Genomic DNA, 26,534 nt, shown 5'->3' with positions numbered 1-26,534 from the left:
AGGCGGTTTCTCGACTTTATTTGACACTTTCAACATTGCCTTGTTACCTATTAGTTCAAGACATATAGATAATTCGGATGGTTTCATGCTGTACTTTATCGCATTCATAAAAAGATTTTCATAAACACGTACCATTTTTTCTACATCTATGAAGATAGGTATTGTTTCTTGCGTGATTGATTTTTGAACGATTAAGCTTTCCTTTTCAAATATAGGAATGTATTCTCCAACTATTTGCTCCAACAAACCCGATAAATCAACTTCATTAAGATTTAACTTAGCATCTATGCCTGATAAACGAGTATATTCAAACAGCTCATCAATTAAATATTTCAATCTCTTTGATTTTAAATAAGTGGTTTCAAGGTATTCCTGTAATTGTATTTTACTGTTGTATTGCCCTCTTTTTAATAAATCTATATAGCCAATAATAGATGTTAACGGTGTGCGTAAGTCATGAGATACATTGGTTATAAGTTCATTTTTTGTACGTTCTAATCGTCTTTCTTGTTCAAATGTATTTTCCAATTCCTTAGACATATAGTTTATATTTTGAGCAAGCTGGGTCAATTCGTCCTTCCCCTTAACCCCAATTGTCAGACCTAGTTTTCCATTGGCAATATCATTCACATTATCAGAAATGAGCTTCAAATATACTATTTTCTTTCGAACCAATATTAAAAAAAGGATTATAAAGGTAAAGATTGCGAACGCGAATAAGAACAACAATACCAAATTGAATTCAAACATACCAAATTCTTCGTGTTTTATAAATAATGGATCTATGACGTATGCCAAAATGAGGATTGTTAAACCAAATGAAATAAAAAAACTAACTGCAACAGCACCAAGAAGTTTTATAATGATCTTATTTCTGAAACTAACATTCTTCATATTTTATACCCAATTCCCCAAACAGTTTTAATATAAATAGGATGTTTGGAATCCTCTTCAATTTTGTCTCTTATTTTTGTAATATGCACCATGACGGTATTATCTGATTTATAAAAAACTTCTTTCCAAACTGCTTCATATATTTTTGCTACACTCAGGACAATCCCTTTGTTGCGGGCAAGTAGTTCGAGAATAGCAAACTCTTTTGGAGTTAACCTTGTTTCTTTTCCCCTTACCCATACTTGACGAGTATCTGTATTTACGGTTAAGTCACCAATTTCTAGAATGCTTTTATTATGTTCTATGGACGTATTGTATTTTTTAAACCTTCTTAATTGGGATTTTACCCTAGCGATTAATTCTAGTGGGTTAAACGGTTTTGATAAATAATCGTCTGCACCAGAGGCTAGGCCCTGAATTTTGTCTATATCCTCAGATTTTGCAGATAGCATAATGATAGGCATATTGCGATCTTCCCTAATTTTCATACATGCTTCAATGCCATCCATATTCGGCATCATAATATCTAAAATAATCAAATCAAATTCCTTTTCTTCTAACAGTTGTAAAGCTTCTATAGCATCTTCTGCCTTTTGAGTTTTTAGACCTTCATTTTCCAGATATACAGAGATTAGATTTCTAATCTCTTTATCATCATCAACAATAAGAATTTTTGACTCCATTTTATTCCTCCACATTAAATGCAATAAGTATACAATAAAGCATATATTTGTTGTTACTTAGTTAATAAACTTAATAGAGATGATTTCTATCTTTTTTCTTTACTTAAGACGATTCTTTGTAAAATACATAAAAAGACCGTCACAGTATTGTGACGGAAAAACAGGAAAATTTCAATAACTAATTACTATTATTATTTATTTGTAGTTTTTAAGGCATCTAACACTATTTTGGTTGCTTCTGCAATAAGCTTATCATCGTATTTAGCATCCTCTTTATCATGATTAGAAAGTATCGCAAGAACGATTGGCTTTTTATTTGGTGGCCAAATAATTGCGATATCATTTCTGGTTCCATAAGATCCCGAGCCCGTCTTATCAGCTACTTCCCATCCTCCTGGAACTCCAGCACGAATTAAGTTGTCTCCCGTAGTATTCCTTTTCATCCAATCTATTAATAAATCCCGTTTCTCAGTTGAAAGTACATCTCCTAGCGCAAAAGCCTGAAGACTAGTAGCTAATGCCTTTGGGGTACTAGTATCATGTACGTCTCCTGGATGCACTTCGTTTAACTCTGGTTCAAAACGTTCAGGATTTGTAACGGTATCTCCTATTTCTCTCAGTGATTTTTTGAATTCACTAGGTCCACCTAATTGTTTAAGAATAAGATTTTGTGCAGTATTATCACTATATCGAAGGGAAGCATCTGCAAGCTCTTTCAGAGTCATACCCCTATCAACATACTTTTCTGTAATTGGATTGTAATTAACAAGATCTTCACGAGTATACAAAACTCTTTGATTTAGATCTTCTATTGATTTCTTTTGTAAAAGTACTCCCACAGCTAAAGCTTTGTGGGTAGATGCGTATGCAAACCGTTTATCTGATTGATACGTAACGGTTTGATTCGTATCAGTGTCCAATGCATAAATACCGAGTTTAGCATCAAATTCTTTTTCAAGTTTAACAAAAGAATCATTACCAGTAGTTTCTTGTTTGATTTGATTTGTTTGTTTCGTTTGTTTAGGTGATTCAGACTGAGTATTGCCATCGGAACAGCCTATAAGCGTTGCACATGAAAGAAATACTACAGGTACCATCTTTTTGTAATGTAAAATGTTAAAAAACTTGTTTAAGACTATCATACATTTTCAACCTCTTTCAAGAATATATGGTTTTTCTAGGTGTTATACATACCGATACAATTAAAGAGTGTATCGGATATCACTCTTCTTGCATCTCACTTTTCATAAAATGATTGAACTATCATGAACACCTGTTTTATACGTATACTTAATAGACAACCTAAGTAACAAGTTTGTTCCATTTTTATCAGTAGTCGTATCTAGAAACCTAAAAAAGTCCATTTAGAAGATTTAAATGGACTTTTTCACTCATATAATACTATCTATAGTTAAACGAATAAGATTAAATACATTTAAATTTTCTTGTTTTATCTAATAAACTGTTTAGGCATTTCTTTAACGTGCTTATCATCATCACGCCAATCATAGGTTTCTTTCTGCGAAACATCTAAAGTTTGATCTCCAATTCTAACAATATTCTTATTTACCCATTCAATATATGGATCGGTATCTGGATAATTCCAATATATATTTTTCTCTGAATCTGTATCAAGGTTAACTAATTCACCCCTAACAGCATCCGCACTTAATGATCCTGCATTATGAAAATAAGTCTTGATGAGATATTTTCCATCTGGAGATTTCACTGTTCGAATTAATTCCCCTTTTGGAACACCTTGCAAACTAAAAAGTTTCCAATATCCAAATCCAATTATAATTACTAACATAGTAAGTATAGTTAGTAATACTTTTCTTTTTGTTTTTTTAATTTCACCTTTTGTATTTATAATACTCATTCAACTCCATTCCACAGAATACATACCATATTATACCATTAAATAAATGGTATAATATATCAAAAATAAAAATCCTCTCGTAATAGTATTATAAAAAGGGCATGGGATGGTCTCCCTATTTATAAAGTGAAACTTTAATCCCCCTCACCAATCGGGCTACCCGTTAATGCGGGATAAACATGAAAATTCCCCTTTAAGAAAAATATAAAAAATCAGACAGTATACTTGAATTGCTTTTCGCAAGAGAATATACTAGTAAAACAGGCTATGACGTTCCTTCCTTCTAACTTCTTTGGCGAAATAGGGATGTTACTTTCCTGTTAAACACATAGGCTATGACAATTCTTCCTTCTTTGTAGAAATTTCAAATTATTTTAGAGTTGTCAATTTCCTATGAAAAATAATTAGACTATAAAACCTCTTTCTTCTTTGGGATTGAATAAACTCTAGTTTATCAACCATTGATGTAGAGGTTTTCTTTTCTTAATTAACAAATTACCACTTAACAACTCAATGTTATACCTCTAATTTTTCACTAAAAAATAGCTATGTACCCTCTGTGCATTTCTCTACAATTAGTGTGTTTATGCATGTAAAAATAAAAATCTACCACTGAAAGGAGGACAGTCAGACTATTCCCCTCTTTTATAAGGAGTGAATAGCTGGCGTTCTCATGAAAAATTCTATTTACATAAGAAGAAGTTTGAAAGTAATTATAAAAAGAGAAGAAAATAAACTACCGAACATTTATTTAGCCACTGTTTTAAAAAACTTGGAAAGTTTAGGATTTACTTTCTCCGAGCCTTTAATAGAAGAGTTGCAATCACTTTCGGTTGATGCATTCACATCGTTTTACAAAGAGTTAGTAAAACATTTAAAAGAAATGGTTGGTGCACATATTCAGTTTACTCCTATGTATCCAAACTTTCCGCAACAAATGATGGATTTAAGTGACGCTGATTTATACATCAATGCCGTTATTCATTATGTGACGTTACGCCTACCTGTATCAAAAGTAGAAGAACGACTTCCTCTTTTAGATAGAGTTGATTTGAAAGTTATTGACTTAGGAAGTGAAGAAGATTTCACTCAAATGATTTCTCAATTGATTAGTGCAAACAGCTCTATTTCCTCAACTGATAAGACAGATGTAGAATGGGCTATTACACACACTGAAGATGTTTCCTGTTTTCTACCTAATGTAATTCCTCATAAGGAAAATATGTCTTTTATAATTGGGGTTTTATTAATAAACAGAAAAATATCAGCCGATGCTGCTGCAAAGTATTTTAAAACAGCAACTGATGTTCTTCGCCTTGCAGTTGCTTTATCTGAAGGCGATGTGAGTTTAGCAACCTCTGTTCGATTCAAGAAGTTTAACCGAACAGAAAGACGCTTCCTTTTAGGCTTGTTAGAGCAATGCGGAAACATTACCGAAGATATGCTTCGATACAAAAAACGTTGGATTCGTTTAGGTGAAATTCTTCATCCAGCAGAATATCATACTCGTTTCCCAAAAACCCACCGAGCGTTTGAGATTCTTCGCAACAACATTAAAGTTGAAACATTTAATGGAAAAATAGAAGCAGCTTTGTTGAATCGTGATATCATGACAGCGAAAAATCTTTTAAAAACTCGCCCGGGGGAATTTGCCAGACGCTTGGATCATTTAATCCGTTTATGTAGTGATAAGTCAACAGATGTTTTCAATATTCTCGAAGAGTTTCTAAGTATAATAGGAAATGTTTCTACTCCTGTATTACTTCAACTCACGGCTCATTTTAAGCATCGAAATGATAAAAATGAATTTCGTACCTTTTTTCCAAAGGGAAATGTAGCAAAAGCTATAGGTATTGAAAATACACTTCCATTTATCTCAGAGGATATTTGTTTAATGATTGTAAAAATGTGTGAAGATACTTTAAAAAAGCGCTTCGCAGAACTTCCAAGTCTCGGAAAAGTATTTTTGGATGAACAGTTAAAAAATCACTTAGTTCCCTTCTCTCAACGTTCAGCCAGCAAAGCGCTTCGCACATTATCTCGAGGAAGTAAAGTAGATTTACCAGAAGGAGATACAATTCGTTTTTTCCTATGGTGGAAAGAAGGCTATGTGAATGGACAACATACAGGACGCGTTGACATTGATTTGTCTGCTGCAATGTACGACGAAGATTGGCAATACAAAGAACATGTCTCCTTCACAAACTTACGTTCAAAAAATTTCAAGGCCTACCATAGCGGAGATATTACTTCTGCACCAAAAGGGGCATCTGAATTCATTGATTTCGATATTCCGTCTGTGCTGAAATATGGTGGACGCTATGTGGTCATGACTTTGCTTTCTTACACAGACCAACCGTATAAAGATTTACCAGAATGCTTTACTGGTTGGATGGTTCGTCAATATCCTGGTTCAGGTGAAATATTTGAACCTTCTACTGTTCAAGATAAAGTGGATATTACTGCCGACACCCAAATTTCTATTCCAGTTATTTTAGACTTAAAGGAACGAAAATTGATTTGGACAGATTTGTCTCTTACAAGAGATCTAACTTATGATAATACCATCGAGGCTAATCAAAAAGGTATGATACTAGTTGGAAAGGCTTTAACTAATTTAGTTAAACCGAATTTATATGACTTGTTCCGATTACATATTGAAGCTAGAGGTGAACTCGTTCAAGACATCAAGGAAGCAGAAAGCATTTTTTCTTTGGATAAAGGGATTACTCCTTTCGATATCGAAAAAATAATATCTGATTTTATAGCTGACCCACAAGGCTAACTACATTACAGACATTGATAATGTGTGGAAAATATCATCTATATGAAACAGGACCTGGCAGATGAATATCAGGTCCTGTTTTTTATTTAGTAGATACTAAAATAGTCCGGTCAATCACTATTTATCTAAATACACTATACTAATGAATAAGCAACGCTACTAATAATGCCGAAACACTTAACATACACGTTAAGGTACGCAAGTGATTCAGCAACGTCCAACGTGATTCAAATCGGACTCTAAGTTCAGCCCAGCCAGAATCTCTTACAGGTAGTTCCGCCGAGATGATTACTCTATTCATCGGGAGGTTTCCTGTGAAGGTGATCAGTAGCGTGGCGACATAACTGATCAATGCGATTGCACCTAAAACGACTGTATCAAATTGCTGTAAGTAAACGGATAATACAACAAAACCAACCTGTGCTATAAGAGCACCGTTTGAAATAAAAAGAAACATCGGATTGGCCACTGATGAAGTAAAATGTCTAACGGAAAGAACGAAGGTACGATCATCCGCATTACGAAGACCAGGCATGACTGAATTAGAGTATGCAAAAACAATTCCAGCAACAATACTTGTCGTTAATATAGAAAAAAACGCTAAGAACTTAAATAATAATAATTCATTCATATGTTTTCACATCCCCTATTTATAAAATAATTACAAAATGATTTCAACTTAAACGCATAGCGTGTAACGGTTTTTAGTTATGTTTAAAAAATATGATATAAACTTACCCCTAAACTGAGGACGAACAAGACAAGCGCAGGTATTGCTTTCTTAAAAGGATCTCTTGCTAATACAATAAGAGTAAGTGCCGCCGCAAGCATCGTACCACCTAACAAGAATCCTGCTAATAAGGCTGCTACCGGGATCCAAATACCTATCAACATTCCAATCGCTCCTACAATCTCAAAAGCTCCAGTTAAGAAATTAAAGAAAGAAGGTAAACCAAATCTTTTAAACTCATCTGCCATTTTCCCGGATATAATTTTCGTTCCTGTCATTAAAAAGAACACAAATAACACAGCTTTTATAACATTAATTAAAATTAAAATAGTAATCACATCTTTCTTATTATTTGATAAAAACTCAGTATCGTTCAGGTAGTTGCCATTACCCTTTTCAATAGGAAACAGATAAAACTGCATGCTATAGCATGTATAAGACAAAAATTGAGTGATATTAGATATGAAAATGATTCTGAATCCATATCATACAAAATACAACTCTCCCTATCCTCCTTCGAAAAAAAAATTATATGCTATAGCACATATATAACAAAGCTTGTTCCTTATAAATAGCATCAATAAGGAACAAGTATTAATAGCGTGTACCATATAATTTGTTTAATAATGTTTTTAATTGTTCGATTTCTTCCTCACTCAAATTACTCGTAACAAAATTGTGAGCGTCTTGAACCACAGGCAAGATTGCTTTTTTTAACTCGTCACCTTTTTCAGTTAAAAAAAGGTTATGTGAACGCCTATCTTGTTCATTCAAAGTCTTCTTTACAATCTCTTTTCTCTCCATTGACTGTATCATTCTTACGACTGTAGTTTGATCTTTATCAATAGCTTCTGCTAATTCTCTTTGGGTAGTGCTCCTTTGGCTGCTAAGAACACTAATAATACCCCACTGCTCTGGGGTAAATCCATAAGGCTTTAACCTCTTCGTAAAATAATTGGACATTTTCACATCAGTACGATGGACAAGATAGCCTATTAAATCATGTAAGTTCATGTATCACCTCTATAAATTAAAATATAAAATGGATATAGCATACGAGCCAATCATTCACGATAAATTTGTTTGTTTCACTAAATACATGCTATGACATGTATATTAAAGGAGGTCATTTTAATTGTCAAATTATTTATCTATTCTAAGGCAAAATTCATCCCATACGTTATAGAAGGCATCCCTAATTTGATAAATCCCCCAACGATTTGACACTGTGCTTAAAACTGTTCAGCCAGTGTGCAGAGGTTTATTTTAAATTCCGTCAAGAAATTAGTTAACCCCTCGCCCTTCAAGCAAAGATTATATAGCTTTGGTTTTATATGAGATTTTTTCTTTTTCTACAGTATCAGTCCAGCTTATTAAAAATAAGAAAATCCTGTATTCAATAATAAATACAGGATTTTTATAAATGAGTTATTCACTTATTCGAAAGAAGCTCATTAGTTACTACGTATATAATTAAGACAAACTCAGATACCAGCCCAAACATCTTTTCCATATCGTCCTTCACTTTGCAAACGATCCAACCAATTTCTTGCTTCTTGTTCACTGACTTCATGAATTTCTTGATATGCTTGACAAAGGGTATCTTCTACATCCGGAGCCATTTTACTTCCATCACCACATATATAAAGATGAGCTCCATTATCTAATAATGAAATTAAATTGATTCTATCTTGTTTTATTAAATGCTGTACATATGTTTTTGGATGTCCCTCTAGACGAGAAAAAGCTGTATGTAAAGAGATTAATCCATCTCTTTCATCATTTTCTAGTTCTGTACGATAGAGATAATCTTTTTCAGGATGACGACAACCAAAATATAGATGCGCTTGTCCTAATTTAATACCTTTTTGCTTTTGAACACGACGCGCTTGCAAGAACCCACGGAATGGTGCAATGCCAGTACCTGGCCCAACCATGATAATTGGGGTTTCTGGATTTTCAGGTAATTGAAAGTTTGATTGTGGCGTTCGAATGAAACAAATAATCTCATCTTTATTATTACGCCGAGCTAAGTAATTAGAAGCGACTCCTTCATATGTCCCTTCCCCACTCCATGCAGGCGCATTAACAACACCGACCGTAATGCTCAGACGATTCTGTGCAACGAGTGGAGAGCTTGAAATAGAATAGTAACGCGGTTTGAGCGCAGGAAGAAGTTCTAAAAAGCGTTCAAATCGGATTTCACAAGCCTCATACTTTTCAAGAAGATCCAACATTGAAATACGTTTCTTTAATATTTGTTCATGATAAACTCCTTCTTCTAATAATGATTCCAATTCTTTTTTATGAGGAGGGCATGCTGTGAATGTTACCATTTCTCGTATTTGTGCTCGAGTGGCTGCTTCTTGAACTTCGACACTATAACTAAGAAGGTCCAATAAACTAACAGGACTGTCTAAAGGTATGTGATTTATACTTCGTCCACTTGCACTCAGTATGACTTGATCCTTCCCATTTAATCCAAAGCATTTTAAAATTCGGTTGATATTTTTCTCGCTATTAATTGGCAGCACTCCAAGATGGTCTCCTTCTTGATACGTAGCACCTTCTGGCAAGGATACCTCGATATGTCGCGTACTTCTATCACTGCTGGATGATTGGAGTTCACGATTTTCTAGTATAGATGCATAAACTGCTTCATATGTTCGTGCAAGAGGAGATCCTCCAAGACGACTGACAAACTGTAGACTCAAAGTACTGCGTTCTTTTTCCATATTTTTGTTGAGTTCCAATCCAAATGCCTTCATCGCATCAAACCACATGCTTTGTTTCCATTGCTCGAGCTGTTCCTCGAAATCACCACTTGCATCCGCTTCTCCGCGTTTAGAAAATCTTGTTGCTCCTTTTTGAGCCATCTGCTCATCAATGTATCTTGGAATCCGTTGATAGGTACTAGCCCAATTATGATCTCCACAACCAAAAACTGCGTATTGAACACCTTTTAGCTCATCCGGTTTTAGTTCCTCCAACCACTGCACAAACTGTCCTGCATTACTTGGCGGTTTTCCATTATAAGAAGAAGTTACAATAAGAACCGCTCCTTCTTTTGGCAAACTTCCAATTCGATCGTTAAGAGCTACTACTTCCGTTTGAACCCCTTCTAAACTAGCTGTATCCGCTAGTTCTCTTGCAATACCTTCTGCTACACCTGTATCCGAACCATACAGAACAAGAAGCGAAAGATTATCGGCCCCAATAATAGAAGATGTCTTCTGAACGTGCTGCTTAATTTCATGGGTTTTCAGCTTTTCCTCTATAGGTGCAAGAACAGTAGGATGGCTAATAGTTTGTTCTCGGGGTACAATCCTAATCTTAAAATCACCGGGCTTTAGCGTTAATGTTTGTTTTACGTCCAGCTGATAGTTTTGATAATCGATTAATTCAAAATGTTGAAGAAGCATTCCCATTACAAGAGTGGCTTCATGAAGTGCAAACTGCATACCGATACATGCTCTCTGGCCATTTCCAAATGGCTTATAAGCATGATGAGGCACCTTATCCAGCTCTTCAAATCGTTCAGGTTGGAATTCTTCCACATTGTCTCCCCATGCATCTTTATCCCTATGTAGCTGTGGAATAAGAACAGAAATACGATCTTCTCCTTTCTTAATTGGGTATTTCTCACCAATTACTGTATCTTCTTTTGCATAGAGACTGAAGGCTGGAGCAGTAGGCCATAGACGTAGCGATTCATTTAAAATCATCCGTATATACTTAAGTTTCATAACTTGTTGGTATGTTGGAGTGGGATCTGTTAAAACCCGATCTACTTCTTCATAGGCTTTTTTCAACTTATCCGGATTCTTTAATAAAAAGTAAATTGCAAAAGATAACAACCCACTTGTTGTCTCATGCCCAGCTATTAAAAAAGTGATAATTTGGAAACGAATGTTTTCATCATCTAGTTTTTCACCAGTTTCCGGATCTTGTACATTTAACATACGGGAAAGTAAATCATTTTCTTCCTGATCTCCACTACTTTTACGTTCAGCAATAATATTATCTACTAAAGAAAACATAGACTGGATATCATGCTGAAATTGACGTTTCGTTCTCCACATGAGTTTGTCTTCTATATCTAGCCGCTGCAATTGGTGCATCGCCTCATCTAGAGCACGGCTCATGCTAGTGATGAAAGGATGAGAAGTCTCACGATAAAAGCTATTAAATCGGTAATTAAAACCACATAGACCAATTGTATCTAATGTAAGGCGAGTCATATCCTCCGGAACATCTACGTTTTCATTCGGATTAAGCCGTGCCCATTTTTGAACGAGTTGTACGGCAATATCAACCATCATGCCATGGTAATCTTTCATTGCCCGTTGGCTGAATGTAGGCATCAAAATATTATGAGCTTTTTTCCAGTTAGGCTCGTGAGTCTCACTTGTAAATAATCCGTCTCCAGCAAAGGCACGGACTTTTGCTAAAGCACCCTCTATACTTTTATCGAACCGCGTTTCGTCACAGACTTCTGCTACCAGTTCATGTCCGGAAACGACAATTATGGTATCACTTAAAGTTTGAATTCGAAAAATGGGACCATACTCTTCCGCCAGCTTAATAAACGATAGAGTCGGTTTATCTTTATCGATTAATGGGAGATTACCCAGCGGTCCATATGTTTTCGGCTGAGGAATGACAGATACTTTTTTTTCCATTTAAAACACCCTTTCAAAAAAGCATGAAATAAAGTGAAACTTTAATCAGTGGGGGTTTTGTTCATCCCCCACTGATTATTAGCCCTCACCAATCGGGCTTTTACGGGCAGTTGGTCCCCCACCTAACTTCTTTGCTTCCGCTGAATTTTGAGGTGGGGGTCTTACTGCCCGGCAAATAGCGGGATAAAATATCCCATTTAATAAAGAGGAAATAGCAACTAATCTCCTGGGATACAGATATGTAATTGATTACCTTATTTTATCTTTTCCCTAACTATTCATGATTATGATATTGCGTATAAGCTTGGCAATTAGATTTATAACTTGTAGAAAAATACTAAATTAAAATGCAGCGAATTAATATAATTGGAGCCTTTTAATGTTGGTGTTAAAAGATAATCTAAAATTATAATGTTTATGAGAAATTGCAAACGGATCTCATCTCTTGTATTTGTTTATAAAAACGATTATTTTGATTCATTTTCTTCTAAAACACCCCAAAATAGAAAAGTTGACGAGCTTAAGATTGTAGTATTCGAAAAATCAGTAGTTTAGTTAAACCAATACGATAAGCAAGTATACCTTGTTATTAATGAAAGAGGACCTGATATGAACATCAGGTCCTCTTTTACTATATAATTATTTCCCTGCTTCTTTTAGTTCTTTTCCAGCTTTAAATACCGGCGCCTTAGCAGCAAAAAACTTGTAGGAATCATTATCAAGCGTTTTATTTTTCTCTACCGATTTAGCTTCTCGACAGCTTCCGCACTTGTATCTACACGTTTAACGAAAAAAACTAATAGTAGTGCAACAACATTCATGCCAAGCGCTACATAAAATGAATATTGAATTCCAGATAATAAAGCCTTCTGAGTTACTATTGCCTTCGTAGTTTCTGTGAAGGTTGTTGGATCTATATCAGACATTAAACTTTCAGCTTTTGTTTTTGTTACAGAATTCATAATCGTAACAAGAATAGCAGTACCAATCGAACCGGACACTTGTTGAGCTGTATTATTAACAGCTGTACCGTGCGGATTTAAGCGAGTTGGCAATTGATTAAGACCATTTGTCATAAGTGGCATCATCACCATCGCCATTCCAAACATCCGCAGTGTGTAAATAAGAATAATATGTGTGTGACTAGAGTCAATTTGCAGGTTTGCCAACATATAAGTTGAAACAGCTGTAATGGAAAGCCCTACTATGCCAAGAATCCGCGGGCCATATTTATCAAATAGTTTACCTGTAATTGGTGACATAATCCCCATTATAACCGCACCTGGAAGCATCATCAGCCCAGAGCTTAGCGGCGAAATACCACGGACGTTTTGTACATAAGCTGGTGTTAAAATCATACCTGAAAACATGGCCACCGCGTTGACAATTGCAATTACAGACGCAAGTGCAAACATTGGGTACTTGTAAACACGTAAATCCAATAACGGCTCATCCATTTTTAATTGACGGATAATGAAAGCAATTAGGGAAATAGCGCCTATGATTAAGGTTGTTAAGACAACTTTATTTGTCCAACCATCGGAGCTTGCAGAACTGAATCCATATAACAAACCGCCAAAACCGACAGAAGATAATAGTAATGAGAGATAATCAAGTTTTGCATTTTTGTTTTGTTTCATGACATTCTCAGATTTCCAAATTCCTAACAGTAAGCTAATGATTGCTAACGGTAAAATCATTTCAAAAAGCAAACGCCAGTCATAATACTCTACAATATAACCTGATAGTGTCGGTCCAATTGCTGGAGCTGTAATCATAACTAGTCCAAAAATCCCCATTGCTGTTCCCCTTTTTTCTCTTGGAAAGCTTACTAGCATAATATTCATTAACAAAGGCCCCATAACTGAAGAGCCTGCCGCTTGAACCATCCGACCAGTAAGTAATAAACCAAAGTTCGGCGCTACAGCCGCTAAGGCCGTACCAAAAATAAAAATCACCATAGATGTAATAAATAAACTCCTATTTGAGAAACGCGTTATTAAAAATGCTGATGCCGGAATTAATATACCACTTACAAGCATATACCCTGTAGAAAGCCATTGGATCGTTGAATAATCTTTAATGTCTAAATCTTTCATTATTGATGGCAAGGCTACATTTAAAAGCGAGTTATTTAAAAATGAAACAAATGCCCCAACAAAAAGGATTACAAGCATTAAATATGGTGGTTTTCTTTTATGTAATGTTTCACTCATATATTTAATTGCCCCTTCATTATAAATTTCATTGATTCGTTTAAATCATTTGCATATTTGCACAAGAAAACATTATCCTTGCAGTATTTTGCCAAACTCTTCGAATGGATATTCTCTTTTTAGCAATTCCAATTGCTCAACATAACATTTTAAAATCTTTTTGTTGATTAAACTTTTATAAAAACGTTTGTTAACGGAAATTAAATTAAGCTGAAATACACAAAAGCAGCAACTGAAAATACCCTTCTAAAATAAAGTGAAACTTTAAATCATCGGGAATTTTACAGGCAGCTAGAAAAATCAACAAGACCACGCACCCATTCCTTTAAATACGGGCTTGTAGATCTAGTTATGTAACCATCCATAAAAAGGAATATTACATAGGCTAAGTCTAACATTACATTTTTAAAGTGAGGGGAATAAGCGTATGCACCAATATTGGTATTTGAATTCAAAAGGAAACGGGGAACAATATACTAACCAAATTTCATTATATTCACAGCCCAAAATAACTAAATATGAGGTAATGAATAATTTGAAGATTCCTGAGAATTGGAGTTGTCGAGTCTATCCAGTTAGTTGGGATTCATCAGCCAATTATACGGGGTTCAGTCCCCATCCCCCTCCCTTCTCTTGGGGGCAGCCAATCAATTATGCAGGGATAATGCCACAAGGTCAGCCTGCTAATTGGGCTCCATTACCAGGCCATGCAGGTTTCAATTTTCAAAAACCTCCCTCCCCCTGGATCCAACCGTTCAATCATACAGGGATGTTCGCACAAGGTAATCTTGCCGCTTTACTATCGCCGCCAGCCAATCCTTTTAATTTTAGTACCAATAAATGGGGTGTTTTTGGAAACCCTCCAGGATGGGGTGGACAGGTAAGTCCCATGGGATGGGGAAATAACGGAGGTAATGGTCAGCTAGGAATGCTTGGAAACTTACTTACAGCAGGAAAAGGCACCATGAGTGGAATAGGAATGATCAGTAGTCTAATCGGGATGGGGAAATTCTTCTTTTAGTTAATCAAAGTGATAGAATTGGTCCGTAGCCCAGACATTCCAACAAAACATTTCATTTTCCATTGATTTAATCTTTTCAAACATGCACTCCTCAATATATTTATTGTGTGCTTTCAATACTCCATCCAAGTTCGTCTCCTTGTCTTTCAATTTATAAAAAAATCTGTTGCAACTCTTTAGACAACAATTCCAGTTCATCCAAAATCGATAAGTTCATAACAAAAACGCTATCCTTTCCTATGATTCTAGGGAAAGAATAGCGTTTTTGTTACGTAACGATTAAGTTGTTTCATTCTTATTTATTCAATAATTGAATTGTCACTTCACTGTATTTTTAGCCTGATAGCAATATGATCATGCCCCGTAAAATGCCATTACTTTCACTTATGCTTTGCTAAAAATTCTGTTATGCGACGATATACATATATTTCATTTTCTTTTTTTGAAAATCCATGCCCTTCATCGTCTAATACTAGGTATTCTACATCTACTCCTTGTTCTTGCAACGCTTGAAAAATTTGATCCGATTCTTCCTTTACAACTCGTGGATCATTTGCCCCTTGGATGATAAGAAGTGGTTTATCCATTTGATTTAAGTAAGTAATTGGTGAATCTTGTATAAGCTTATCTTTATCATTATTAATATCACCTATTAAATTAACTGCGAGCGGTTTCCAATTTTCAGGCATAGATTCGATAAAACTAAATAAATTGCTAGGTCCAAAAATGTCAATGGCTGCACGGAAATACTCTGAATGACGCCCGTGAAGCAATAAGGTCATATATCCTCCATAACTACCACCCATAACAAATAATTTATCAGGATTTGATATACCCTGTTCAAATAGCCATTCGATCCCTGCTACACAATCTAAACGCGGTGCTTCTCCCCAATCACCTTCAATCATTTTTGTAAACGTTGAACCATATCTTGTACTACCTCTAAAGTTTGGTGCAAAAATATTATATCCCTGCCTTAATAAATATTGAAATAATGCTCTGAAATCTTTCGTCTCAGCACTTTGTGGACCACCATGAGGCCAAAATATTGTATATCCGTTTTGTACTTCTCCTTTCGCCCGGAATAATAATGCTTCTATGTTTAACCCATCAAAAGAGGCATATGTTATAACATCCGGTTCAACAAAAGAAGATTCAGATAGACCAATAACATAGTTTTTTGTTAATGCTGCCCATTCTGCATCTCTATTTTTCTTGTAATAGATGTTTGCTGTTTTCGTCGCGCTTTCACCTAGTAAATATAAATTTTCCGATTTTGTAATTTCAATTTGACTTATCGTATCTACCGGAGAATTCAATAGAATTAACTCTTTTTTATCCCATACAAATTTATATAACCTATCTGTAACACCTTTCGACGAAACAATGTAGCCATTTTTTGTTTCAGCATGCCATTTTATATCAAATATATCTTCCTTCTCTATTTTACAAATTGGTTTGAATTCCTGTTTATTTAAATCAAAAGAAGCTACATAGGAAAACTCTTCTTCATAATTTGTAACAAAAATCACTGTATTTTCATCAATATAACAAATGGACCCTACAGTATGTTCTTTCTCACTGGAAGGTACTAAACAAATAAGTTCTTCTCCCTTTTTTACATATCCTACATTATATGTATTACTATATGACTTTAAAACAATGTAACTTGATTCATTCGGACTTACTGCCTCTACATATGTAGGTGTCTCCACACCAGTTAACAACAGCGTATCTTCTTTTGTGCGTATATTATAACAACGAGAGTTTAAGAACATTGGGTTATCTTTACTTGTGACATAGTATAATCGTTCCCCATCCTCTGTTAAATGCACAAAGTAATCCTTTTCTGTATCTCCTGCTGGAATCAATTCAAGCAATCCACCACCCTCTGGTTTTAATGCATAAATATGATAATTTTCATCACCATCTTTATCAAATCCAGCTAAAATAAATCGATTTAAAGAATCCATTTTAATAAAATTGCTTGATTGATTACAATATGTTAATGGATAAGGGGATAAATTGGGTAAATCCATCGCCCATAAATTAGAATGACCATTTAAGTTTGTACTAAAAATTACTCTTCCTTCATCTTCACTAACTGTAAACCTACCAATACTATAGGATCTAAAAAATTGTTCAGCATCTTCCATAGGAAATTGAATCATCTTTCTTCCTCCACTCTACCTTATATCTAAAAATTCAGAACATCTTATATATAAAGATTCTACATTTCCCTATTTATCCCTTTTTGGTTTTATTTAGATTTACTTCTACCCTCTACTTCTTCTTATTAACATTACATAACGATGCGGAGAGTTTTTTAAACAACTCTTCTTTTAGCCGTGAATATATTCTTTACTATTTCACGATTACTTCTCATTCGATATTTCTCACTAATTATCCCTCAAAGCGAAAAATAAGCGGGGAATTAGAGAGCAAAATCTACCATATACTTTTATTCAGCTAACTTCTCACCAGTAACAATCTTCATAAAAGCAGCTGCGTCTTTCTCTGCTAATTGAGCGTACTGATTATCCCCCGCCATTATTTCTACTTTATCCTTATTAGAATTAATCCACATTTGATATAACACAGCTTTCGCCTCTATTTTCGGATTTTTAAACTGAAAAACAAACTGATAATCAGCTGAACGAGACATTTCCACCTTTTTATTTTCAAAGTTAGTATCATTTAATATTTTCTTTACTTGCAATACTTTATTCTTGTCTGTAATTACCTTCAAATCCTCATAATGATTATCACCAGCATGTTTTTGTACTTCGATTGTTTGATCATGATTTCCTATATTATTTGAACAGCTGGTTACTACAAATAAACAAATCACGCTGAAGACTAAATACAAATTTCTCATTTGCATAGCGCTCTCCGCCTTTAGTGTATATAATAGTTCACTTCCATTACGCTTTTAAAATGTAAAATAAGAATACACCCCATAAGCTACAAATAAGATTAATAGAATAGAAATGCCGAGTACCGTATATATGATCCATTTTAAATTTGAGTTCATATAATCCTCCTACCTCTCGATAATTCCAGTATATAACAAAAAAGCATTGGATACCCAATGCTTTTTACACTTACGCAAATAGAGACGTATTCGCATATAAAGCTGGTGAACCACCTGAATGTACGAATAAAATATTGTCTTCCTTATTAAATTTACCTTTTTTAATTAAGTCGATTAATCCCGCTACTGCCTTACCTGTATACACTGGATCAAGTAAAATACCTTCTGTTTTCGCAAGTAACTGAACTGCCTCTACCATTTCCGGCGTTGGTAACGCATAGCCTGGCCCTACATATTCATCAAAGCACGTAACAGCGTCGCGCGGGATAAAGTTTGGAATACCAACGTGTGCTGAAGTTTCATCTACAAGTTTTGCTACTTTCTCTTCTTGCTCAGCTTTTCCTCTACTTACGTTAATTCCAATTACAGGAATATGGCTTTGCGTTCCAGAAAAACCAGTAATTAAACCAGCGTGCATACCAGCGCTACCACTTACGCAAACGACTGAACTGAAATCAATTCCTTGCTCAAATGATTGCGCCATAATTTCTTGCGCACAAGCAACGTATCCCATTGCGCCAGTAGGATTTGATCCGCCAACTGGTATTACATATGGTGTATTACCTTTTTCACTAACTTCTTTCGCTACTTTTTGCATCTCTTCCATAAGATCTGCTCCGTTCGGTACAACAATTACGTTTTCAGCACCTAGTAAGTGATATAAGAAATAGTTACCGTTAAAGTCTCGCTTCTCTTCTGGCTCAAGCCCTTCCTCTAATACAAGGATACATTTCATCTTTTCTTTTACCGCAGCAGCAAGTGTCAAGCGGCAATGATTTGACTGAATACCACCAGCTGTAATCAACGTATCTGCACCCTTTTCCTGTGCATCCGCAACTAGAAATTCTAACTTTCTCGTCTTATTACCACCGGCTGTTAAACCAAGTAAATCATCTCGTTTAAAATAAATAGTCGGGCCACCAAGTGCTTCAGAAAAATTGTTTAACTTTTCAATTGGTGTATATGATTCTGTATATTTTTTTCTCGGGAATTTAGCTAAATTCATTGTAACGCTCCTTTTGTACTTCTTTCACAATATATGTAACGTTACTATTATTACATGTAAAAATGGTGAAGTCACCTTTCTCGGTTAAAAATGTATTAGAATTTCATTTTGATAAGTAAAACCGTATTAATGATTTTAACTTAGTTACGGTACATGAAATTTATATCAACGATTTTTTAAATATATCGTTCATTACTTACAATATATCAACGATTTTTCAAATATATCGATCTATCGACAAAAAACGACAGACAGGCAACCCCTTTCTCATCAACAAAAAAAGAGCCCACACATTCAAATGCAGACTCCCTCCAATCACTTATTTACCGAAAAACGAAGTAACTGCGTTAATCCCGGCTCTAAATTCATTTCACCTTTATGGCGTACGTATACGACTTTATCTCCATCAAATTTCGGAGGATTTGCTTGACTATACGTATGCCACTCATTCGTTCCTTCTATAGAATACTCCATATATTCATTTGCACCGACAATTATATTTTTACGATCATCTGCCATTACATTTGGTGCCATCTGCGCAATTTTTGAATCACTAATTAATAACTTCTTTATATCCTTATCACGTTTGTAATCGTAAGCTGTCACAATTACATCGTTACCATATGCTTTTACTTGTAACCCTTGTTTAAATGAATAGCCATCTGGAGCAGTTTTCTCTCCTCCATTTGGTCCTGCTGACATCCAGCCTGTTTCAATCCCGCCCGTATTTACAACAGTGAAACCTTTTTCATCTCCGCCTGTAATTTTCTTTTTACCAGCCCAGTCAGGTAAGTTTAAATCCCAATGTGTATGACTCGTGAAGAAAACAACCTGCGGATAGTCTTTTAATATATCGTACAATTTATCCACGTTTAAATAATCTTGTAAATATGGTGATTGTCTTGATCCAGATACTGTATCAGGTAAAACGTGATGAGAGAAAATAAAGATTGGCTTATTTTTATCTTTTTGACTATACTCTTCTAAATTTTGTTTTAACCAACCTAATTGCTCATCACTCATATATACTTCGTCCCACATTTTTGAATCGTGGTATTTCATATATTTTTCAGTTCCTAAAAATAAAAGTGGATAGCCATCTAATTCTTTTTTATGATATACCTTTTCTTGTCCACTAAATTGTAAGTAGCGACCAAATAGTGTTTCTTCCGTTACACCATTTGGCCATGTACTTTGAGAGAGTTTCCCATCCGCTGTCCATTTACCAGCATAAAACTCATGATTTCCAACAGTAGACCATACATTTTCTGGATGCTTATTTTTATTTAACACACGCTTTACATCATCATATTGTGACTGTTGTCCAGTCGGCGTTATATCCCCATTCATAATAAGCGCTCTAGAAAGTGGCGTCACTTTGTTCATATCTTTTAGCACATGATCAAAATCCCCTAAATCCCCTTGAATATCACTAATAACGTTAAAAGTTGTAGCTGATTTTCGGACTTGCTCTTTCCCTTCCGCATGCACTGAAAACGTCGGTAATAATGCCGCCATAACTGCTAACGAAGCAACTGTCTTTTTCATACAAATTCTCCCCCTAATAATAGAATGTACAAACTGACATGTTCTGCTTTCTCTTAGGTGCTTGTCCAATTCACATTATAGGGGGAGATTGTAAAGATTGATGGAGTAAAAATTTAAGTGTTTTTTAAGAGATTTTGTCTTTTTTACACGCCCCATTTAACAATTAACACTAATTTTTCTATTAACCTACTAATATTAACTGAATGTAAATTTATACGATAAATCACTTCGTTTAATATGTTGTGTTTTAATTTCCTTTACACAATTTCAATAAAGTACTTTACCATTTTAAATTCTCTTCATTAATCCTCAATTTCTATTCCAGCTTGTTTTAATGGTTCTAATACTTTCGGGTAACACATTGAAATATATTCCACTGTTTTTAAATTTTTTAGATTTTGAAATCCTTCAACAGATATAACATCAAATAAACTGTCTTCACCGTCCCAATCAGGCTTTAATATGATAAATTTCATTCCCACCATCAAAGCAAAGGGACTCAATCTTTTCCAAATCACTTATTTCCAAAGTTAACGCTTCTAAAAAAGCTTTGATTTCAACAATTGGCCCAACTCCTGAATACCATTCAAAATTATTCGTATGCTTTTCTATTAAGTCTTTCAATTCTTTTAGAAATAGTGGCTCTTTATCTAATAAAGCTTCAATTACCACTAACTTAAAATTAAAATCCTGAAACATTTCACTCTTTCCCATTTTAACTTCCTCCTATCTTGCCCCTGTCCTAGGGTTTTAATCTCCTTTACACAACTTCCAAAAAGCACTTTACCTTTTTAAATTCTCTTCATTTAATCCTAACAGCCCTGGTAAAATAAAACACCCATCTTTTCTAATCAGTACATCATCAAACCAAATTTCACCCCCGCCATACTCTGATCTTTGAATATTCACTAAATCCCAATGTATCGCTGATTGATTCCCGTTGTCTGCACCTTGTAACGAATCCCCAATTGCTAAATGATAACTACCATTTATTTTTTCATCAAATAACGTATTATTCATCGGATGTAGTATGTAAGGGTTAAAAGCCAGTGCAAACTCTCCGATATATCTTGCTCCCTCGTCCGTATCAAGAATTCGATTTATTCGCTCTGTATCGTTTGCATATGCCTCTATTATTTTCCCATCCTTAATATGTAACTTAATATTTTGAAACGCATAACCTTGTTGAATAGATACTGTATTGAACGCTACTATCCCATTCACTGAATTTTTGACAGGTGCTGTATATATTTCGCCATCAGGTATATTATCTGTACCATCTCCCTTTAAAACACCGATTCCTTCAATGGAAAAATTCAAATCCGTACCATTCCCAATGATTTTCACTTGTTTTGTCTTTTCCATTAATTCTTTTAACGGATCCATTGCTTTCGAAATTTTTTTGTAATCTAACGTACAAACATCATAATAAAATTTCTCATAAGCCTCGGTACTCATATTCGCTTCTTGCGCTGAAGCCTCATTCGGAATTCGAGTTGTCACCCATCTCGTTTTATACACTGCTTCACTATGAGCCTTTCCAAATACCTTTTGATATAATTTCATTTTTTCTGCTGGTACATCTGCTAATTCGTATGCATTTCTAGGACTACGGAGATTAATATATACTTGCATCTTACTTAAACGGTAACACTCCCAATCTGCAAATAACTTAAACTGTTCTTCAGATCCAGACAAAATTAATTGCCTCGTAACAGAAACGTCACGCATTGATACATGTGCATATCCACCTGCTTTTTCCACTGACTTAATAATTTCACGAACTACTATAGGGTCTATTTCCGTAACACTTTGAATTAACACATGATCACCAGGTTGCACTTTAGTAGAGTGGTTGACTAGTATATCTGCTAATTTAGATAGTCCCCTCTTCATTACATCCCTCATCCTTTCATTTCCGTTTCAATAGCTTAATAAAAAATAAAAGAGAACTACTCTCTTTAAGCAATTCTCTTTTTCACCCAAACGATAGATATAAAATAAACCCTTAAAAATAATTCCGTAACGTTGGCATCGCAGCTATACTAAGGTACAGAGTCCCAGGTACTAACCACGCGCCACAAAGCATCAGCAACACAGTTTTCCTAACAAGCGCTACAATAAAAGCTAAAAAAGACGGAAGCAGCAAAATAAACAATACAGTGATATATACTTCTTTATCAAGTAATTGAGTGCTATAAGGGTTGAAATATAGAAAAATAATTGAAAGGATAAACATACTTACAGCTGCTACTACACCCAAATAAACATTTAAATTATTCTTCACAATTTCCCTATTTCCAATAGCACCATGCTTAATACTTTCCAGCACTATACCTCATTACAATAAAAGTTCCTCCCCTTCTAGTTCGCCTTAAAATTATAAATCGGCTTAATGACATGTTTGATATCAATTGTGTCCTTTGTATTCTCAACAATCTCATCCATTGGCTTATATACCATTGGTGCTTCATCTAAAGTACTTTCTGCTACAGATGTAGTCCAAACCTCTGTCATTGTATTTTGAAAATCCTCTAAGTTAAGTACTTCTTTCGCCTTCTTACGGCTCATAATACGTCCTGCTCCATGAGGGCCAGAAAAGTTCCAATCTGGATTCCCTTTACCAAATGCAATGATAGAACCGTCTCTCATATTAATTGGAATGATTACTCGTTCATCTTTCTGAGCTGAAATAGCACCTTTTCGTAGAATCATATTTTCCATATCGATGTAGTTATGAATTGTAGTGAATTGATCGGTTACTTTCCAATCCATTTTAGTGACGATTTCATCAATCATCGCTTTACGATTTAACTCCGCATACTTTTGAGCAATTTTCATATCATTCATGTAATCTTTAAATCCTTGTCCTTCTAAATAAGCTAATTCTTTACGAATCACCGGTTTCTTAATTTTACGTAAAGCTTCATGTATTTCTCGTTGTCTACCTTCTTTCGTTAAACGCTCAATCATTTCTTCTTTAATAGATTTAACATTTATAAGTTGCTCGTAAGCAAAGTTTTGATAATACTCTGCTACTTGTTTCCCTAAATTACGCGAACCACTATGAATGACAATGTATACATTTCCTTTATCATCCTCATTCAGTTCGACAAAATGATTGCCCCCGCCAAGCGTACCAATACTCTTTTGAGCTCGTTGCAATGTAAATGGGGCTCTTACACTATTAAAATCAATCATTTTTGAAAATCTATGTTCCTTATCTCGAATACGAAAACCACTTGGGACAAATTTACGTATCGTTTCGTCTAAGTGATCGAAGTTGATTTCTTCTTTCTTTTTGTCGATCATAACAACTTCCATGCCACAACCAATATCGTACTGACCTCCCAGTTTCCTGAAAGAGTGGACTATACCTTCTCTACAGTCATCGAGATATGCAGTCTCTACTGTAGGCTCACCGTATTAATTATTCCTCTTCAACTCAAAATGGATGAAGAATAATTCTGTACCTTAGTCTGCTAACATGGTACAAGTCTCTGAACCATTCGATTATGTCACCATAACCACTGGCTGCTGATTGCCCTCGCCTTTTATCGTTAGGGTTCCCAGTCAATTGAGTGAGTAGTTTACAGTCTGAGCCGATTAGTTAACCCCGACTAAATTAGGAACAATTTTATCTTGAATCGTCATTGTTGTCCCAATCGTACAACCTGCACCCGCATGTGTATCTGGCATAATACGAATCTTGCTACCCTTTACGAATTCTTGGTTACAAAGATCGAGTATTTGACCTGCTGCCGTTTCTTCTACATTCGTAGTATACACTTTCGCTTCATTGTATTTTCCTTGTAATTTCAACATCTTCTATTTCCCCTTTCCTTTAGTTTCTACAAAACATTAATTTATATATATTATATATTTATAATTATAATTATATTTTCCACCACTACAGCTCATTTCCTTTTTTATAAAAAAAGACACAGAGATTCCTCTCCATGCCTGTTAATTTCCTACCTCTTCACCGCATGCAAATAATGTACCGTCTCAAAAGCTTCTAAATAATCATTTCTTCCTTCAAAATATAATTTATTTATGTCTTCTGGTGATAAGTGCTCATAAATGAGTAAGCCCGCCTTCTCTAACAGTGCTTCCATTTCAGTATAAGAAAAACACGATTTCATCGGTTCTCCGCCTACTGCAGCCATTTTCACCATGTTTTCCACTCGATTGGACAGTCCTTTTTCCGTAAATAAGTTTTCAGCCGGATAATCGAAAACGATAGAACTCCCTACTGGAACTATCTCGAATAAACACTCTATTAAACTAGCAAGCTCCTTTTTCGTTAAATAGTACGTAACACCTAAAAGACTAAAGAAAGTCTTTTTATTTTCAAACCCTTCATTCTGTAACTGTTCATAGGAAAATCCTTTCGTAAAATCCAGCGAAACAAAATGAAGGTTATTTGGGACTTCAAGTTCTGCTTCCTTCACTCTTTTTTTCTTAAACGCTTGCGTAGAAGGATGATCCACTTCAAATATTTCTATTTTATTTTCTAATTCTCGGTGTCTAAAACTGAACGTATCTAAGCCTGCACCGAGTATGGCGTATTGTTTTGCTCCTAATATAATTTCATGTAGTAATACTCTTTCACAATATGCCGCACGTGCTAAAGGTGTTGGTGATAACTGAACTTGCGTAATCCATTTTAATATCTCTTTTTGATTGTCTTGAAACTGCTCTGCGATATCTTTATTGAAAAAATGTATACCTTGAACCATATTCGTTTCAATATCGTTACGTTCTTTTTGTGAAATGAAATTTTTAGCTACATAATCATCAAAGATTTTAGGATTATCAAATTCACTATGATATGCCCTTCCGAAAGCCGATACTAATGACGTTACACTTGCTTCACCTTGTTTCATGCACATACACTCTCCTTCATTTTCACAACAAAAATAGGGTTCCCCTGGCCAGGAGAACCCTATTATACACCTTATTTTTATATTGGTAAATTATAGCATAAATAAGTTTTTTTGTCAAGTTTTCAGCCTACTACGCTCCAACAATTTGTGTAATCTCTAGAAGGAAGATTTCGATCTACACCGAATATTCCAGTTTATAACAATACAAATGGAGGGCGTCATGAAAAGATTAGTCATCATTACAGTAGGAAAAACACACAGTGGAAAAACTACATTTGCAAAAGAGCTCGAAAAAGAGTTACCTAATTCTTTTATTATGGACCAAGACAACCAAGCTGAATTTATTAACACACATTATGAAAAATTACAGCCGACAGAAGGTTCAAATACACTAAAGCACGGTCTTTCAAAATTCATTGTTGATTATGCGAAAGAACATACAAATTTACACCTTATTATTTGTAACTCAAATAGAAGCCTAAACGGACGAATGTATTTGCTAAATGAATTGTTTAAGAAGGAGGAATATATACGCGTATTAGTTCACTTTGACATCCCAGATGATGTACTTTATGAAAGAGTGGCCCTTAGTAAACGAAGTACAAATATTTTTAGGGGAAACTATTCCAGTTTCAAAGAAGTCCTCCACCGCCAACAAGTTGAATCACTACATGAAGACGTAGTAGATCCTATAGAAAATGAAGCTGATTATTTGTTTGTTATTCGTAACAGTAAGGATGTAAACTCTACTATATTAAAAATTGTCCATCTTGCTAAAGAGTTCTCCCCTACTCCAAAATAAGAGACTATAAAAATTACATAATCATAGATTATTATGCAAATACTTCCTCTAGACGGCGCAGATGGTATATAATGATGGAAGAATCTACTTCTATATGCTCAATTTTACACAAAATAGCTCATGCATATGAAAGAAAAGAGGTACAAAAATATGAAAACAAAACAAACAATTGCTGCGTCTACACTAGCTTTAGCAATGATTGCTGGCGCGAACTCTGCTCATGCGGAAGTAAATGATGCTACTCCTCAGCAAAGTACGGGAGATCGATTAGCTGAAATTAAGCAACATAAGCAAGAGTTAGATGC

21 protein-coding genes and 2 pseudogenes are annotated in these 26,534 nt (G+C 34.9%); 4 read left to right on the top strand and 19 right to left on the bottom strand.

Features of this window, described 5'->3' with window-relative positions; genetic code table 11:
• From MR170_RS22275 to MR170_RS22260, 4 genes are all read right to left on the bottom strand, one after another.
• On the bottom strand, window positions 1–894 hold an 894-nt coding region (locus MR170_RS22275; protein ID WP_242309328.1), incomplete at its 3' end, for a histidine kinase dimerization/phospho-acceptor domain-containing protein.
• Window positions 891–1,577 carry a response regulator transcription factor gene (locus MR170_RS22270; RefSeq protein WP_242309327.1) on the bottom strand — a complete coding sequence of 229 codons (687 nt, stop codon included), beginning with the start codon at window positions 1,575–1,577 and terminating at the stop codon, window positions 891–893. The genes MR170_RS22275 and MR170_RS22270, both read right to left, overlap by 4 nt.
• A gap of 191 nt (window positions 1,578–1,768) precedes the next feature.
• The gene (gene bla, locus MR170_RS22265; protein WP_016081006.1) at window positions 1,769–2,719 is read right to left on the bottom strand and encodes a class A beta-lactamase; all 951 of its coding nucleotides are present in this window, start codon (window positions 2,717–2,719) and stop codon (window positions 1,769–1,771) included.
• A 308-nt stretch (window positions 2,720–3,027) separates the two neighbouring features.
• Window positions 3,028–3,456 carry a DUF5412 domain-containing protein gene (locus tag MR170_RS22260; protein ID WP_000022542.1) on the bottom strand — a complete coding sequence of 143 codons (429 nt, stop codon included), beginning with the start codon at window positions 3,454–3,456 and terminating at the stop codon, window positions 3,028–3,030.
• A gap of 673 nt (window positions 3,457–4,129) precedes the next feature.
• Between MR170_RS22260 and MR170_RS22255 the strand changes: the two genes are divergently transcribed.
• Window positions 4,130–6,241: a TerD family protein gene (locus tag MR170_RS22255; RefSeq protein WP_242309325.1), complete on the top strand. Its 2,112-nt coding sequence runs from the start codon at window positions 4,130–4,132 to the stop codon at window positions 6,239–6,241.
• 139 nt (window positions 6,242–6,380) lie between these two features.
• Here the strand turns inward: MR170_RS22255 and MR170_RS22250 are convergent, their stop codons facing one another.
• From MR170_RS22250 to MR170_RS22230, 5 genes are all read right to left on the bottom strand, one after another.
• Window positions 6,381–6,872 carry an anthrone oxygenase family protein gene (locus tag MR170_RS22250; RefSeq protein ID WP_016081004.1) on the bottom strand — a complete coding sequence of 164 codons (492 nt, stop codon included), beginning with the start codon at window positions 6,870–6,872 and terminating at the stop codon, window positions 6,381–6,383.
• Window positions 6,873–6,955: 83 nt separating this feature from the next.
• On the bottom strand, window positions 6,956–7,306 hold the full coding sequence (locus MR170_RS22245; RefSeq protein WP_043315761.1) for a DoxX family protein: 351 nt from the start codon (window positions 7,304–7,306) through the stop codon (window positions 6,956–6,958).
• A 259-nt stretch (window positions 7,307–7,565) separates the two neighbouring features.
• The gene (locus tag MR170_RS22240) at window positions 7,566–7,985 is read right to left on the bottom strand and encodes a MarR family winged helix-turn-helix transcriptional regulator (protein WP_242309323.1); all 420 of its coding nucleotides are present in this window, start codon (window positions 7,983–7,985) and stop codon (window positions 7,566–7,568) included.
• Window positions 7,986–8,455: 470 nt separating this feature from the next.
• Window positions 8,456–11,653 carry a bifunctional P-450/NADPH--P450 reductase gene (gene cypD / locus MR170_RS22235; RefSeq protein ID WP_242309321.1) on the bottom strand — a complete coding sequence of 1,066 codons (3,198 nt, stop codon included), beginning with the start codon at window positions 11,651–11,653 and terminating at the stop codon, window positions 8,456–8,458.
• Between the two features lie 737 nt (window positions 11,654–12,390).
• Entirely contained in the window at window positions 12,391–13,869 is a 1,479-nt protein-coding gene (locus MR170_RS22230) for a DHA2 family efflux MFS transporter permease subunit (protein ID WP_016081000.1), read from the bottom strand.
• A 427-nt stretch (window positions 13,870–14,296) separates the two neighbouring features.
• On the opposite strand from MR170_RS22230, the gene MR170_RS22225 reads away from it, so the two are divergent.
• Window positions 14,297–14,890 (top strand): hypothetical protein, encoded by a 594-nt coding sequence (locus MR170_RS22225; protein ID WP_242309319.1) that lies wholly within the window; start codon window positions 14,297–14,299, stop codon window positions 14,888–14,890.
• Window positions 14,891–15,270: 380 nt separating this feature from the next.
• Here the strand turns inward: MR170_RS22225 and MR170_RS22220 are convergent, their stop codons facing one another.
• The 10 genes and pseudogenes from MR170_RS22220 to MR170_RS22175 form a co-directional block, all read right to left on the bottom strand.
• Window positions 15,271–17,061 carry a S9 family peptidase gene (locus tag MR170_RS22220; protein ID WP_242309317.1) on the bottom strand — a complete coding sequence of 597 codons (1,791 nt, stop codon included), beginning with the start codon at window positions 17,059–17,061 and terminating at the stop codon, window positions 15,271–15,273.
• A gap of 290 nt (window positions 17,062–17,351) precedes the next feature.
• Window positions 17,352–17,774, bottom strand: a complete 423-nt coding sequence (locus MR170_RS22215) for a YhfM domain-containing protein (RefSeq protein ID WP_016080997.1) — start codon at window positions 17,772–17,774, stop codon at window positions 17,352–17,354.
• A 220-nt stretch (window positions 17,775–17,994) separates the two neighbouring features.
• A complete protein-coding gene (gene cuyA / locus MR170_RS22210; protein WP_048565115.1) occupies window positions 17,995–18,990 on the bottom strand; it encodes a D-cysteate sulfo-lyase in 996 nt (331 codons plus the stop codon).
• Between the two features lie 315 nt (window positions 18,991–19,305).
• Window positions 19,306–20,538 (bottom strand): DUF4073 domain-containing protein, encoded by a 1,233-nt coding sequence (locus tag MR170_RS22205; protein WP_242309316.1) that lies wholly within the window; start codon window positions 20,536–20,538, stop codon window positions 19,306–19,308.
• A 302-nt stretch (window positions 20,539–20,840) separates the two neighbouring features.
• A pseudogene (locus MR170_RS22200) lies at window positions 20,841–21,252 on the bottom strand (DUF6892 domain-containing protein).
• 69 nt (window positions 21,253–21,321) lie between these two features.
• Window positions 21,322–22,434 (bottom strand): aminopeptidase, encoded by a 1,113-nt coding sequence (locus MR170_RS22195; RefSeq protein WP_242309313.1) that lies wholly within the window; start codon window positions 22,432–22,434, stop codon window positions 21,322–21,324.
• A gap of 112 nt (window positions 22,435–22,546) precedes the next feature.
• The gene (locus tag MR170_RS22190; protein WP_226603658.1) at window positions 22,547–22,870 is read right to left on the bottom strand and encodes a hypothetical protein; all 324 of its coding nucleotides are present in this window, start codon (window positions 22,868–22,870) and stop codon (window positions 22,547–22,549) included.
• 32 nt (window positions 22,871–22,902) lie between these two features.
• On the bottom strand, window positions 22,903–23,862 hold the full coding sequence (locus MR170_RS22185) for an RtcB family protein (protein ID WP_242309312.1): 960 nt from the start codon (window positions 23,860–23,862) through the stop codon (window positions 22,903–22,905).
• 282 nt (window positions 23,863–24,144) lie between these two features.
• Complete coding sequence (locus MR170_RS22180; protein ID WP_029442788.1) at window positions 24,145–24,363, bottom strand: RtcB family protein; 219 nt, start codon at window positions 24,361–24,363, stop codon at window positions 24,145–24,147.
• Between the two features lie 149 nt (window positions 24,364–24,512).
• A complete protein-coding gene (locus MR170_RS22175; RefSeq protein WP_226603664.1) occupies window positions 24,513–25,427 on the bottom strand; it encodes a class I SAM-dependent methyltransferase in 915 nt (304 codons plus the stop codon).
• 220 nt (window positions 25,428–25,647) lie between these two features.
• Here MR170_RS22175 and MR170_RS22170 point away from each other — a divergent pair, with 220 nt between their 5' ends.
• Together MR170_RS22170 and MR170_RS22165 are read left to right on the top strand one after the other, a co-directional pair.
• Entirely contained in the window at window positions 25,648–26,229 is a 582-nt protein-coding gene (locus tag MR170_RS22170) for an AAA family ATPase (RefSeq protein WP_098640503.1), read from the top strand.
• Between the two features lie 150 nt (window positions 26,230–26,379).
• Window positions 26,380–26,534, top strand: a pseudogene (locus MR170_RS22165) (LPXTG cell wall anchor domain-containing protein); the annotation flags it as partial.

This window comes from Bacillus cereus group sp. BfR-BA-01524 (assembly GCF_022662595.1).
Classification (GTDB): Bacteria; Bacillota; Bacilli; order Bacillales; family Bacillaceae_G; genus Bacillus_A; species Bacillus_A thuringiensis_S.
The sequence above is the reverse complement of the archived record's forward strand: the minus strand, read 5'-3'. Positions and strand labels throughout refer to the sequence as shown.